The organism is Domibacillus aminovorans, assembly GCF_001643235.1.
GTDB classification, from domain to species: Bacteria; Bacillota; Bacilli; order Bacillales; family Domibacillaceae; genus Domibacillus; species Domibacillus aminovorans.
The window spans coordinates 156,454-170,310 of sequence record NZ_LQWY01000005.1 but is presented as its reverse complement, the minus strand read 5'-3'; the positions used below and the strand labels follow the sequence as shown (position 1 = coordinate 170,310).

Below are 13,857 nucleotides of genomic sequence, written 5' to 3'. Positions count from 1 at the left end.
TACGAAAAAGACGAATCCGCCCGCATGAGCCGATCCGTCTTTTTCTGCTTCTTAATTCTTTAAATCTTCAATGCGTGTTTCAACAGCGGCAAGTTTCGTGCGGTAATCTAATTCTTTTGCACGTTCTTCCTCTACCACTTTTTGAGGCGCTTTTGACATAAACCGCTCATTTGCCAGTTTTTTCAACACGCGGTCTACTTCTGACTGCCATTTTGCTTTTTCTTTTTCAAGACGAGCAATTTCTTCGTCTAAATTGAGAAGTCCAGCAAGCGGCATAAATAATTCGGCTCCTGTGACAACAGCGGTCATCGACTTCTCCGGTGTTTCTGGATTGAGTTCAATGACAAGCTCTTCCGGATTACAGAAGCGCTCGATGTAATAGCGATTTTCTGTCAATGTAGACAAAACAGACTCGTCTTTCGCTTTAATGACGAGCGGCACTTTTTTGCTCATCGGTGTGTTTACTTCCGCACGGATGTTACGCACGGCACGAATGATATCAACAAGTAGTTTCATGTCCGTAGCCGCTTCTTTATTTGTTAAAGAATGATCGGCTACAGGCCATTTCGCTTCAACGATCGTTTCGCCTTCATGTGGCAAGTTTTGCCAAATTTCTTCTGTAATGAATGGCATAAATGGATGCAATAAACGCATCGTATGATCAAGCACGTATGCAAGAACGGAACGCGTCATTTGCTTCGCTTGCTCATCTTCTCCGTACAATGGCAATTTCGCCATTTCAATGTACCAGTCACAGAAATCATCCCATATGAAGTTATAAAGTGTACGACCGACTTCACCAAATTCATATTTCTCAGACAAATGTGTCACGTTGTCGATCGTTTCGTTTAAACGGGTTAAAATCCACTCGTCTGCCACGGATTTTTTGCCAGATAAATCAATCTGGTCATATGTCATGCCGTTCATATTCATCAAAGCAAATCGGGAGGCATTCCAAATTTTATTGGCAAAGTTCCAAGTCGCTTCTACCTTTTCCGTTGTGTAACGTAAATCCTGGCCTGGCGAGCTGCCTGTCGCAAGGAAATAACGAAGTGAATCGGCGCCATATTGATCGATGACTTCCATCGGATCAACACCATTGCCTAGCGATTTCGACATTTTACGGCCTTCTGCATCACGGACGAGACCATGAATTAGTACATCATTAAACGGACGTTTACCTGTAAACTCAAGTCCCTGGAAAATCATGCGTGATACCCAGAAGAAAATAATATCATAGCCTGTTACGAGTGCGGCAGTCGGGTAATGGCGTTTGAAATCAACCGCTTCTGTATCCGGCCAGCCCATCGTTGAAAATGGCCATAGTGCAGATGAGAACCACGTATCCAGTACGTCGTTATCTTGTTCCCAATTTTCCGCGTCAGCTGGTTCCTCATGCCCGACATACACTTCGCCTGTTTCTTTATGATACCAGGCCGGAATACGGTGGCCCCACCATAATTGACGAGAAATACACCAATCACGAATGTTATCCATCCAGTGCAAATACGTTTTCTCAAAACGATCCGGCACGAAATTCACTTTTTCTTCTGTTTTTTGCAAATCAACAGCAGCACCAGCGAGCGGCGCCATTTTCACAAACCATTGTGTCGATAAATACGGCTCAACGACCGCTCCACTTCGCTCGGAATGACCGACTGAATGAAGATGATCTTCAATTTTGAATAGAATGCCTTCCTCCTGCAAGTCTTTCACAATTTGTTTCCGGCAATCAAAACGATCAAGGCCATTATATTTGCCCGCTTCCGCATTCATTGTGCCATCTTCATTCATGACAAGAATGCGCGGCAAATTGTGACGGTTACCGATTTCAAAGTCATTCGGATCATGCGCTGGCGTAATTTTTACGGCGCCACTTCCAAATTCCATATCAACGTAATCATCCCCAACAATTGGAATAATACGCCCTGTAATTGGCAGCACGACATGTTTGCCGATTAAATGCTTGTAACGGTCATCTTCTGGATGAACGGCAACCGCTGTGTCACCGAGCATCGTTTCCGGACGCGTCGTCGCGACTTCAATGTGACCTGAACCATCTTCAAGCGGATATTTCATATGATAAAAGGCACCTTGTACGTCTTTATAAATGACTTCAATATCAGACAGCGCCGTTTTTGTTGACGGGTCCCAGTTAATAATATATTCGCCCCGGTAAATCAATCCTTTTTCATATAGCTTTACAAATACTTCACGAACCGCTTTTGACAAGCCTTCATCGAGTGTAAAGCGCTCGCGGCTGTAATCAAGACCAAGGCCTAGTTTCGCCCACTGCTCGCGAATGTGAGCCGCATATTCTTCTTTCCACTTCCACGATTCTTCTAAAAATTTCTCGCGGCCGAGATCATAACGTGTCGTTCCTTCTTCTTTCAACTTTTGTTCGACTTTCGCCTGGGTTGCAATACCTGCGTGGTCCATGCCCGGCAGCCAGAGTACATCGTAGCCTTGCATTCGCTTCATGCGCGTTAAAATATCTTGCAGCGTCGTATCCCACGCATGGCCAAGGTGCAGTTTCCCTGTTACGTTTGGCGGCGGAATAACGATTGTATACGGCTCTTTTGTTTCATCACTTTTCGCTTCGAAAAATTGGCCAGCCGTCCACCAGTCATAACGTCCTTTTTCGATTGTCTTTGGATCGTATTTTGTCGGCATCGTTGTTTCATTTTGTTGTAACATTCATTTTTTCCTCCTTAACGAAAAAAAACCTCTCGTCTTGAAAAGGACGAAGAGGATTGTTCGCGGTACCACCTTTTCCAGGTCCACACTTTTCTTTTTGATACCATTATCTTATCCGAAATAGACGAAGCCCGTCAATGCTTGCACACACGTTTTCCCCCTTTTTTACATACAATATGAAAAAAGGCAGGTGTATAATATGATGCGCCATTATGATCGATGGCCCCCCTGGCTCCGACGATGTCGTCGCATCGCATGCGGGATCATTATTCCGTTTTGCTGCTTTCAAGGAATTCGTACGTTAATTTTCCCGACCACGATGGACGTCATTTTGCTAGCCCTTCTCATTCTTCTTGCGGCGGCGCTTCATCTTGAGTGGATATAAGAGCAACATCACCCGACGGCTCAATTGAAAATCGCCATTCGGCCTGATGTTCAGAGCGTTCTTCGAGCCAGCTAAATATAGATGGCTCTTCTGTATGTCCTTTTTGAACTTGTACAGACGCTGCTTCTTCTACACTATCTTCGTGCTCTTCGACAGATGCTTCTTCTACAATTTCAACGTGCTCTTCGACAGATGCTTCTTCTACACTATCTTCGTGCTCTTCATTTGAATTTGAGTCAAATTCAAACACCGTCTCTTCTTCCTTAAGAGAAACCACAACGGCGAGCTCAGCTGCAAGCACTAAACGGTCGGGCTTTTGTACATCATAATCAAATGAGTGAATTTGAATATCCGTGTCATCCGCTATCCGGCGGTCTGGCGGGATAAACGCATGAACTGGTATGTGCCGGAAAAATTGCCGGATGTTCTCTTCTTCTTCCGTCACAATGCAGTATTCACCTGTCACCTCAATTGTACCAGTAAGTACCGTGCCTTCGTCTTTTGAGTCCATTGTCAGTTGCGGGTCAAGCGAAATCGACAGCAGTTCTTCCACACTTTCTCCATCAGGGAACACGACACCTTCTTCAATGGATACGAAAAATAATTCATCCACCAAAATCAGCTCCTTTTTTATCCTGCTGCTTATTTTATGAGTGGAGCTGTGGTATCATTCCGATTAAATGGGGTTTGTCCAAGATGGCCTCACACGATTGTTCAGAACGATTCTTTCATTACATTAGAAACTTTTTTTTGTTTGTTCATTCAACTGCCTGTTTCTCTTTTTCTAACGTCAGGACACCGTCTGTCATATTATACACTTTGTCACAATAACCAATTAAGCGGATGTCATGAGTGACGACAATGGTCGTTGTATTTTTATTCTTTGTTTCATTTTTTAAAAGTTCCATCACTTCATAAGCACGATCAGAGTCAAGTGATGCTGTCGGTTCATCCGCTAGAATAATCGATGGATTGCTGTATAATGCTTTTGCTATAGCTGCCCGCTGACGTTCTCCTCCTGATAGATCGACGGGGTATTTGCTGCGAAGGTCGCTAATACCTAAATCTTCATAAAGCTGCTCTAGTTCTTCTTTCGTCATGTTCCCTTTTTTCACTTTATCTAATAGCTTCATTTGCATATCCACCGTCAGAAATGGTATTAAATTAGAAGACTGTAAGATAAAGCCTATCTCTTTTAACCTAATCTTAGAACGCTTCTTTTCATTTAACGCCGTGAGGTTTTGATTATTAATGATAATGTCACCGCTAGATGGGGTTTGCAAACCTCCTGCAATCGTTAGAAAAGTGCTTTTCCCCGAACCTGACGGACCAATGACAGCGATTAATTCCCCCTTATTCGCTTGGAAATTTGTTTCTTTAAGTGCATCTACTTTTTTATGGTCTGTGCCAAATGACTTCTTTACTTGATTTAATTCTAAAATAGCCATCATTTAGCCTCCTATCGCTTTTAATGGGTCGATTTTCACAATAGTTAGTACCGAAAATACAGCGCCTAGTATTGCAACGATGATCAGTATCAGTCCATACAGAATCATTATTGCAAGATCAAAAGATACAGGTACCGCACTTGGTAAAAAAGCGCCTGAAATAAGTGTTAATACAAAGCCAACCGTTACACCAATGGCGGCTAAAATAAATGTTTGGGCAATGACCGATTGAGATAAATATCTATTTGAAATACCTTGTGCTTTCATGACGCCAAACATACTTATTTTTTGAACAGTCAAGACGTATAAGAAAATGGCCACAATGACAGATGAAATAGCAAATAAGAAATAAATCATAAAGTTTAACGTTAAATTTTGTTCCGTATAGCCAGGTAAATTTCGGATAAATGTTTCGATTTCACTTACTTCCAGTGCATCATTTTGAGTAACAGAAGAGAGATCATCTGTCCGGACAACAATACCGTTTATTTGATCTGCATTTAGTTCAGCGGCTTCTCCATATTTAACTCGATGAAAAGTAGATAAATCCCCATAAAGAACAGGAGCTCCATTAAAACGTGCCTCATCTGTAAAACCAACAATGGTTAGGCGTTCTTCTGTAGATGATAGTTGTAAGTTATCACCTAGTTTAAATCCATCTTCTTTTAATGAATCGCTGGCAATGACTTCATTGGTATTCGAAAATTCTTTGCCTTCCGTTACATTCGGCATAATAAATTCGTCTTTCTCAATGCCGAAAATTGACACATTATTCTTTTGATCACCACTTGCGGCGATGGCATTTATTTGACCAATTACGGCACTTTCTTTTGCATCGACACCGTTCACCTCATCGAGGATCATTGAAGATTGAGGCAAACTTTTATCCGATTCTTCAGTTAAAATGATCGCTGTCGCTTCCCATTTATCTACTGATTCTCTATTCAAACTTTCAAGACCCGTAGCAAGACCCGATAAAAAGAAAACTAAGTACGAGACAAGCATTAAAACACCTGTAATTAACGTAAAGCGTAATTTATTCTTTTTTATTTCATTCCAAGCTAAAAACATCGTTTCACATCCTATTAATTTATTAAATTAATGATCGGTCCATCAATAACTGGAATGGCTGTCTACAGTTGAGTGGCCGTGTGATGAAGACTTTCAGCAGTTGCTGCTACGTTCTTCGTATCGTTGCCAATCGCTTTAATTACCTGAACAAGTTCCATTACATCCTCCTCCACACGATTAATATGCCGATCATTTTCCTCGATTGAATGAAGTATTTCCCTAAACTTTGTTTGTGTTTCTGTAGAGCCTTCTAATCCGAGTACAACGCTTTGTTTGACATCAAAGATCGTGTCGACAGCCTGATTCGTCAGTGCAGTGGACATATGAACAAGACTCGTAATTTGCTCGACCGACTGTTTAGACTGCTCAGCCAATTTTCGGACTTCTTGGGCAACTACCGCGAATCCATTTCCATGCTCACCCGCCCGCGCCGCCTCAATCGATGCATTCAGCGCCAATAAGTTTGTTTGTTCGGCGATCTGTTTCACCATGGTGATAATGTTTATAATCTGATCGGAGGATGATTTAAGCTGACCTATAATTTCCCCCATCTGTTCCGTGCCGCCCGTAATAAACTTCATTTGCGATTTCAATTGTTGAACCATTTCATTTCCTTCAGTAGCATCCGATTGGATTCGTCTTACACTTTCTACATTTAAATGGATGCTCTCACGCATCCTGCCGGCATGTACGTCCACTTGTTTGACGGATGTAGTCGTTTCTACTGTCAGGTTGGCGAGATCTTCACTGATTGAAGAGATTTTACTTTTCAGCTCGGTTTTCACAATCTCGTATTGGGATTCACGCAATTTGACATTTTCTCTTTCATATTCTTCCAAAACAATTTGCATTTCAAAGTTGATTAGCTTTGAAACGGTTAACATCACCTTTTCCTGCATGTCGTTTACGGGCAGTTCTCTATTGATCAATCGGATAATGACTTCCTGCACTTGTTGGAACGTGCCCATGTACCACTTAGGTTCTAAACCGATCTTAAAATGCATCTGTGCCACTTTCATCCGCTTTTGGATAGATGCCTCGTCAATCTCTCCATCGAACATCTCTATAATATATGTGCGCAACGTTTGCTTTAATCGCTCTATCGTGCTGCGCTCCTCGATTATTTGGCGCAGCGACGGAACTGCTAACACTTTGTCATAAAAGACAGATACAATTTCATCGATCTGTTCTCTTACAAGCGGCTGAAATGATTTTATAAGTGCTAAATCTTGTGCCGTTAATTCGATCAAATCCATCTGCTTTTTTAATTCCGGATATGTATGCAAATCAATCGTCGGCATTGGTATCAGAAGTTGTCCTTGTCCCAAAACGGACTGCTTCTCTTTCCTATTATTCTTCCATTTAAAAAATCTATCCAACTTCCATCCCTCCTGCTAATCATAATTATGATCCTAGAAATGACTCTTTCTTATCTTAATTAATAACAGAAAAATATATTTACGTCAAATGTTTGTATAATGTATAAATTAAAAGATTATACAAATTGATAATTTTGCTATATGATAAAGAAAACAAAAATAGTTTGGAGGAACGTACATGTACCAATGTAAAGCATGTGATCCGTCAGCACTTTACTATCAAATCCACTTTTCCGGGAAAGAAAATTTGCATCACATCCCGCAAATACGCACCTATCTCGAAAAGAACAAACTACTGATTAACGGCAGTAATGATGGATTAGTTGTAAAAGAAGCTGCTGTTGCTGGATTGTTTGATTATTTCTCTGACAATATGAATTTAAAGGACATTTCATTTCGAATTGATGAGCGTGATTGGAAACCAATCCAAGAGGTCTTAGATTTACTTGAATTCCAATGGATTGATACAGTCATCCTTGAACAGTTAGTCACGTGTCATATCCAAGCGATCGTAGATACAGAAGAGCAAGTTTACGCGTATGAAATGTTATCTCGTTTTGAAGATAATTCAGGTCGAGCCTGGGCTCCCTATCATGTTTTCTCGGCAGCCAAAAAACGCAACCGGATGTATGCTCTAGACCGTGTTTGTCGGATGACGGCTGTTCGAAGTGCTGCAATGGTCGATAAGAAGGTATTTATTAACTTTATTCCAACTTCTATTTACTCACCGGAACATTGTTTGAAATCGACCGTTCAGCTCGCTGATCAACTCGGAATCGAACCTTCACGATTTGTATTTGAAGTAGTGGAGACAGAAAGAGTGACCGATCTGGAGCATTTAAAAAGAATATTGATATATTACAGAGAGAAAGGATTTCATTATGCATTGGATGATGTCGGTGAAGAGTTCAGCACAGTTGAAGTGCTGGAACAATTGGCTCCGCATTACATGAAGCTGGACATGAAGTTCGTGCAAGGCATCTCTTCAGATCCAGTTAAGCAGATAGTTTCTAGGAATATATGGAAATCAGCCGTACAGGTTGGCGCCATTCCTCTCGCAGAAGGAATTGAAGACAGGGACGATTTTGTATGGTTAAAAAAGTGTGGGTATAAGCTCTTTCAAGGTTATTTATTCGGCAAACCGGCTCCCATCCGTGCATAGCAAAGGAACCGGTTTGCACGTCTCCCACTCATTTTCTATTCAGATTTCGTGTTTTCCATCTTGCTAATAAAAAACCTAACGTATATCCGTACACAACGTGACCTGCTAACCAATAAGAAAAAGCAGGCATACTTGTGATGGAAGGTGTCCTGTGAGATAAAGCCGTCGTCGGAAAAAGAATGAGACCGATTATTATACACACAGCCGTGCACAATGAAATCATTCTTTTACGGGAGGTTATGTTCATGTAACTTATCGCGAGGTACAGACACAGACTTAATCCGATAGAAATGATGAGATGGAACACGACTTCAACAAATTCAGAAAAAGTATATCGGTTGAGAATAGGGATATAATCGACATTCAATAAAAGTGTATATACTTTATAATGAGTTGTTTGCTCCACCATTTTTAAGAATACAGCTAAAATCATACCTGCGATCAATCCAGATAGACTAGCTTTTCGTATCAGTCGCTCGTTCAACATCATTAACTCTTCCCTTCTTTCCTATTCCGTATTGGATTATTTCTTTTATTTATATCATAGTTTCGCTTAAACGTTATAGTATTGTATAATGTTATTTCGTTAACAATGTACAACATTTGTCTATTTGCGCTGCTTAAGCTTATACGAAACAAGGTCTGTACTATTGGAGTCAATGATGGAAAGGATGAATATCATGAATCAATCTCGTGCAAGCGGGCCTTATTATATACAACAAGTTGCAGATGTAACAGGGCTTTCAAAACAAGTCATCCGCAAATGGGAAGAGAGGTATGAACTTGTACAACCGGAGAGATTAGCAAATGGCTATAGAGTTTATAGTGAAAAAGATGTAAACACCCTTTTGAAAGTCAAAACACTTTCCGAGAAAGGATACTCGATTAAACAAGCCGTTGTGATCGTTAAAGAGGATAACGAAACGATAGATCTCTCGATTGATCAAGAATCAATCCTACATTATGAAGAGCTGAATGACTATGTCTTTCAACTTCTCGAAAAAGGTACTCACTGTGACGAATTAGAATTACACCTCGTATTACAACAAGCCTATCATCATTTAGGATTGGCTACGTTTTTAACATCTGTCGTCGTTCCTTTTTTAAAAGAAGTCGGAAACAGATGGGGAAAAGGCGAGTGGGATGAATATCAAGAGTCCATCTCAAGTCTTGTCGTACGGGACTTTTTAGTGCAAATCCGTCGAAACTATCAATGCAGGGATGATGCTTCTTTAATTTTAGGTGCATGTCTTCCATATGAGCGTCATGAAATACCTTTGCATATCATCTTGCTGCAATTTATGATAAAAGGATGGAAAACGATATTGATCGGAGCTTCTCCTGCTCCTGGCTCTATCGAATCGCTAGTGCGAAAACTAAAACCTACTAAAGTCCTGCTCTCTGCCACAACGACGATCCCCTTTGAAAAGGATCCTAATCTTTTAAAAAGCCTTGATGAATTCGCCGCTAAAAATAGGGAAATCGATTTCTATCTTGGCGGCAGCGGCTCCATACAATACACTGCTGGCATGACTTTACGTGCAATCCATGTGACCGATTCAATCGAAGATATTGTCAATTAAGACTTTGCTTCTAGTTTATTGGCAGCTTGTGGATTGTTCTCTTTTTTCCTATGCTAAATAAAAAACGAAATGACCTCGGCCACAAGACGCCGAGGTCATTTCATTACATTACGTTATAAAAACAACTCTTCTAATAAATAAATTATTTTTTCAACCGGCTGAATGCTTTTTCAGCGGCTGCAATTGTTTTTTCAATGTCTTCATCCGAATGAGCTGTTGATAAAAATAGTCCTTCAAATTGAGACGGCGGCAGGAAAACACCTTCCAATGCCATTTCACGGTAATAATCCGCAAATAAAGCGAGGTCAGAGTTTTTCGCATCGTCGTAGTTGCGAACAGGTCCCTCATGGAAGAAAAAGCCGATCATCGAGCCAGCACGGTTGAATGTAATTGGAATGCCGTGTTTTCGTGCTGCTTCCGTCAATCCTTTTTCAAGCGAGTCTGCTTTACGCGCAAATTCGTCGTACATTTCCGGTGTGAGCTGGCGAAGTGTTTCAAGCCCTGCCGTCATCGCCATCGGATTACCGGATAATGTACCGGCTTGATAAATCGGACCGGCCGGAGCAATTTGATTCATGATTTCTGCTTTCCCGCCGTATGCTCCAACAGGCAGACCGCCGCCGATTACTTTGCCGAGACACGTAATATCCGGCGTCACGCCAAAATGACCTTGTGCGCAATTGTAACCGACACGAAAACCTGTCATCACTTCATCAAAAATGAGAAGTGCGTCATATTGTTCCGTGACGTCACGCAGCCCTTCAAGGAAACCTGGCTGAGGCGGAACGACACCCATGTTGCCGGCAACCGGTTCAACAATGATACAGGCAATATCATCCCCAAATTGTTCAAACGCGTAACGAACGCTTTCTAAATCGTTATATGGCACTGTAATCGTATTTTTCGCAACACTTTCTGGAACGCCTGGGCTGTCTGGCAAACCGAGCGTTGCCACGCCTGAACCCGCTTTAATTAACAGCGAATCGCCATGTCCGTGATAGCATCCTTCAAATTTCAAAATTTTATTTCGTCCTGTATAGCCGCGTGCAAGGCGAAGTGCACTCATCGTTGCTTCTGTACCGCTTGAGACCATACGGACAACTTCAATCGATGGAACGCGTTCAATGACAAGTTCAGCCATTTCATTTTCAAGTAATGTCGAAGCACCGAAACTTGTACCTGTTTCTGCTGTTTTTTTCAATGCCTCCACTACACGTTCATTCGTGTGGCCGAGAATAAGGGGACCCCATGATAAAACGTAATCAATGTACTCATTGCCATCAATGTCATAAATATGTGACCCTTTGCCTCGCTCCATAAAGATCGGATCAATATTAACTGATTTAAATGCACGAACCGGACTGTTTACACCGCCTGGCATCATTTTGACTGCTTCTTCAAACGCTGCTTTCGATTTTTCAAATGAACGCATCCGTATATCCCCTTCCAATTATTATTCGCTTAACCAGCGCGCCGCATCTTTTGCGTGATACGTCATGATCAAGTCTGCGCCTGCTCGCTTCATACTCGTTAATTTTTCCAGAACGATCGCTTTTTCATCCACCCATCCATTCAATGCCGCTGCTTTCACCATTGAATATTCGCCGCTTACGTTGTACGCCACAACCGGTGCATCAAATTCATTGCGTACGTCACGAATAATATCAAGATAAGAGAGAGCGGGCTTGACAATTAAGAAGTCTGCGCCCTGTTCCATATCAGCTTCTGCTTCACGCATCGCTTCACGACGGTTTGCCGGGTCCATTTGATACGTTTTCCGGTCGCCAAACTGCGGTGTAGAATCCGCTGCTTCACGGAACGGTCCGTAAAACGCAGATGAGTATTTGACGGCATAGGACATAATCGGAATTTCCGTATAGCCCGCTGCATCAAGCCCTTGGCGGATCGCCGTCACGAAGCCATCCATCATGTTCGAAGGCGCGATAATATCTGCACCTGCTTCTGCCTGGCTTACCGCCGTTTTCGCAAGCAACTCAAGCGACGGATCATTTAACACGTTACCGTCTTCCACAACGCCGCAATGGCCATGGTCTGTGTATTCACAAAGGCACGTATCCGCGATGACGAGTAAATCAGGATACTGTTCTTTAATATAACGTGTCGCCTCTTGAACGATCCCATGATTGTGATAGGCACCTGTTCCAACGTCATCTTTCTCAACCGGTAAACCGAATAAAATGACCGCTTTAATGCCAAGGCTGACGATTTCATCGAATTCTTCTTTCAAGTTATCGATGGAAAGCTGGAATACACCTGGCATTGAAGATACTTCATTTCGAACACCTTCTCCTTCTGCAATAAATAAAGGATAAATAAAATCATTCACACTTAACACCGTTTCTCGTACTAATGCACGCATATTGGCGCTTTGACGCAAACGACGATGTCTCGCAAATTCGTTTGTCATGTTCTTCACTCCTTGTAATAATAGATCATGTCAGAAACGAGCGAATCAGTCGTATACTCATCCGGACAGATCGAAATCGTCATTCCATATTTCTCTGCTTCTTTTTTCGTTACCGGTCCAATGCAGGCAAAGTCAGCCTCTGGAATCGGCTCTTCTGCTTCGTTTAACGTAGAAATAAAATGTCGGACAGCCGATGGGCTTGTAAATGTATACATATCGATTTGTTCATGACGGATGAGATGAAGCAGTGCTTCTTTTTCTTTTTCTGGAAAATACGTTTCGTACACAATCCAGTCATCTGCTGCCGCTCCTGTTTTGCGAATCGTCTCACCAATTAAGTCACGGGCAAGATTTCCTTTTGGAATAAGCGCATTTTTGGGCACAAACCGTCCTGTTTCTATGTCTTTCGCCAGATCATCTGCTGAAAATCGCTTCGGAATATAGGAAACCATTAGACCGTACCGCTCAAGTGATTCAGCCGTCTTCGTCCCGATCGCCGCAAATTTAGCCGGAATGTCTTTTATATCCACGCCCATCTCTTCCACTTTCTTCATAAAAAAATCAACACCATTTTTACTCGTGATGATGATCCAGTCATATGTAAATAGCTGATTCAATACAGCTTCGTCCTGAATGTCTTCATACATTCTGAACGCGATAAGCGGCACCGCGTATGCTGTGCCGCCCGCTTTTTCTATTTTACCAATAAACGGTGCTGCCTGTCCTGCAGGACGCGTTACAACAATTCGTTTTCCTGATAACGGTTGATCCATATTCACTCTGATTCTGCTCTCGCTGCTTCAATTAAGTCAACAGCACCACGTTTTTTTAATAGGCGAGCGGCCTCTAAACCAACTTGCTTTGCGTCATGGCCTTCAACGGTTTCTTTTAGAATCGTCTTGCCATCTGGTGACGCAACAAGTGCTGTTAAAGAGAGTGTTTCACCATCTGCTGTCGCAAAGCCTGCAACCGGTACTTGGCATCCGCCATTGACGGCTGTTAAAAAAGCACGCTCTGCTGTCGTCGTTTTCTTCGTGTTTTCACATGTGAATTTTGCTAGCAAATCAAGAAGTTCGACATCATTTTCACGACATTCAATCGCCAGCGCCCCTTGTCCGACCGCGGGAACTGATAAGTCTTCATCCAAAAATTCTGTGACGATATCAGATGACCAGCCCATGCGTGCGAGACCGGCTGCTGCTAAAATAATCGCATCGTATTCTTCATTTTCTAGCTTTTGAAGACGCGTATCAATGTTGCCGCGAATCCATTTAATTTCAATGTCAGAACGCATGGCAAGGAGCTGAGCACTGCGGCGAAGGCTGCTTGTGCCAATAATTGAACCCGCTGGTAAGTCTCGAAATTTTACATGCCCTTTTGAAATAAAGGCATCTCGATGGTCCTCGCGTTCTGGTACCGCACCGATCACAAGTCCTTCGGGAAGTTCAGCCGGCATATCTTTCATGCTGTGAACGGCCAAATCGATTTCATGGTCAAACATCGCTTGCTCGATTTCTTTCACAAAAAGGCCTTTACCGCCGACTTTAGATAATGTGACATCTAAAATCCGATCGCCTTTTGTCACAATTTCTTTTACTTCAAATTCGGTCTCAGGTGACAATTTTTTCAACTGATCGATGACTTGATTCGTCTGCGTTAACGCGAGACGGCTTCTTCTTGATCCGACAATAATTTTTCGCATAA

The 13,857-nt window shown here is 42.2% G+C and carries 13 protein-coding genes; 3 read left to right on the top strand and 10 right to left on the bottom strand.

What is annotated here, in order from left to right; translation table 11 throughout:
- Nucleotides 1-51: 51 nt before the first annotated feature.
- The gene (locus tag AWH49_RS02905; protein WP_063964574.1) at nt 52-2,697 is read right to left on the bottom strand and encodes a valine--tRNA ligase; all 2,646 of its coding nucleotides are present in this window, start codon (nt 2,695-2,697) and stop codon (nt 52-54) included.
- 199 nt (nt 2,698-2,896) lie between these two features.
- Here AWH49_RS02905 and AWH49_RS20615 point away from each other — a divergent pair, with 199 nt between their 5' ends.
- On the top strand, nt 2,897-3,082 hold the full coding sequence (locus AWH49_RS20615) for a hypothetical protein (protein WP_094777132.1): 186 nt from the start codon (nt 2,897-2,899) through the stop codon (nt 3,080-3,082).
- Here AWH49_RS20615 and AWH49_RS02900 read toward each other — a convergent pair.
- From AWH49_RS02900 to AWH49_RS20610, 4 genes are all read right to left on the bottom strand, one after another.
- A complete protein-coding gene (locus tag AWH49_RS02900) occupies nt 3,042-3,695 on the bottom strand; it encodes a hypothetical protein (RefSeq protein ID WP_063964573.1) in 654 nt (217 codons plus the stop codon). The genes AWH49_RS20615 and AWH49_RS02900 overlap by 41 nt on opposite strands.
- Before the next feature lie 145 nt (nt 3,696-3,840).
- Nucleotides 3,841-4,530 (bottom strand): ABC transporter ATP-binding protein, encoded by a 690-nt coding sequence (locus AWH49_RS02895; RefSeq protein ID WP_063964572.1) that lies wholly within the window; start codon nt 4,528-4,530, stop codon nt 3,841-3,843.
- A gap of 3 nt (nt 4,531-4,533) precedes the next feature.
- Complete coding sequence (locus AWH49_RS02890) at nt 4,534-5,601, bottom strand: ABC transporter permease (protein ID WP_063964571.1); 1,068 nt, start codon at nt 5,599-5,601, stop codon at nt 4,534-4,536.
- A gap of 62 nt (nt 5,602-5,663) precedes the next feature.
- Nucleotides 5,664-6,980: a globin-coupled sensor protein gene (locus AWH49_RS20610; protein WP_063964570.1), complete on the bottom strand. Its 1,317-nt coding sequence runs from the start codon at nt 6,978-6,980 to the stop codon at nt 5,664-5,666.
- 178 nt (nt 6,981-7,158) lie between these two features.
- Between AWH49_RS20610 and AWH49_RS02880 the strand changes: the two genes are divergently transcribed.
- Complete coding sequence (locus tag AWH49_RS02880) at nt 7,159-8,142, top strand: EAL domain-containing protein (protein ID WP_063964569.1); 984 nt, start codon at nt 7,159-7,161, stop codon at nt 8,140-8,142.
- A 28-nt stretch (nt 8,143-8,170) separates the two neighbouring features.
- Here AWH49_RS02880 and AWH49_RS02875 read toward each other — a convergent pair whose 3' ends face one another.
- Entirely contained in the window at nt 8,171-8,632 is a 462-nt protein-coding gene (locus AWH49_RS02875) for a hypothetical protein (protein WP_082862646.1), read from the bottom strand.
- A 190-nt stretch (nt 8,633-8,822) separates the two neighbouring features.
- Between AWH49_RS02875 and AWH49_RS02870 the strand changes: the two genes are divergently transcribed.
- Nucleotides 8,823-9,725: a MerR family transcriptional regulator gene (locus AWH49_RS02870; protein ID WP_063964678.1), complete on the top strand. Its 903-nt coding sequence runs from the start codon at nt 8,823-8,825 to the stop codon at nt 9,723-9,725.
- Between the two features lie 142 nt (nt 9,726-9,867).
- Here the strand turns inward: AWH49_RS02870 and hemL are convergent, their stop codons facing one another.
- From hemL to hemC, 4 genes are read right to left on the bottom strand one after another with little or no spacing between them, the layout of a single operon-like run.
- Nucleotides 9,868-11,157 carry a glutamate-1-semialdehyde 2,1-aminomutase gene (hemL, locus tag AWH49_RS02865; RefSeq protein WP_063964568.1) on the bottom strand — a complete coding sequence of 430 codons (1,290 nt, stop codon included), beginning with the start codon at nt 11,155-11,157 and terminating at the stop codon, nt 9,868-9,870.
- A 21-nt stretch (nt 11,158-11,178) separates the two neighbouring features.
- Nucleotides 11,179-12,153, bottom strand: coding sequence for a porphobilinogen synthase (gene hemB / locus AWH49_RS02860; RefSeq protein WP_018394073.1), 975 nt, complete (start codon nt 12,151-12,153; stop codon nt 11,179-11,181).
- A gap of 5 nt (nt 12,154-12,158) precedes the next feature.
- Nucleotides 12,159-12,926 (bottom strand): uroporphyrinogen-III synthase, encoded by a 768-nt coding sequence (locus tag AWH49_RS02855; RefSeq protein WP_063964567.1) that lies wholly within the window; start codon nt 12,924-12,926, stop codon nt 12,159-12,161.
- Nucleotides 12,927-12,928: 2 nt separating this feature from the next.
- Nucleotides 12,929-13,855: a hydroxymethylbilane synthase gene (gene hemC / locus AWH49_RS02850; protein WP_034286258.1), complete on the bottom strand. Its 927-nt coding sequence runs from the start codon at nt 13,853-13,855 to the stop codon at nt 12,929-12,931.
- Nucleotides 13,856-13,857: the final 2 nt, after the last annotated feature.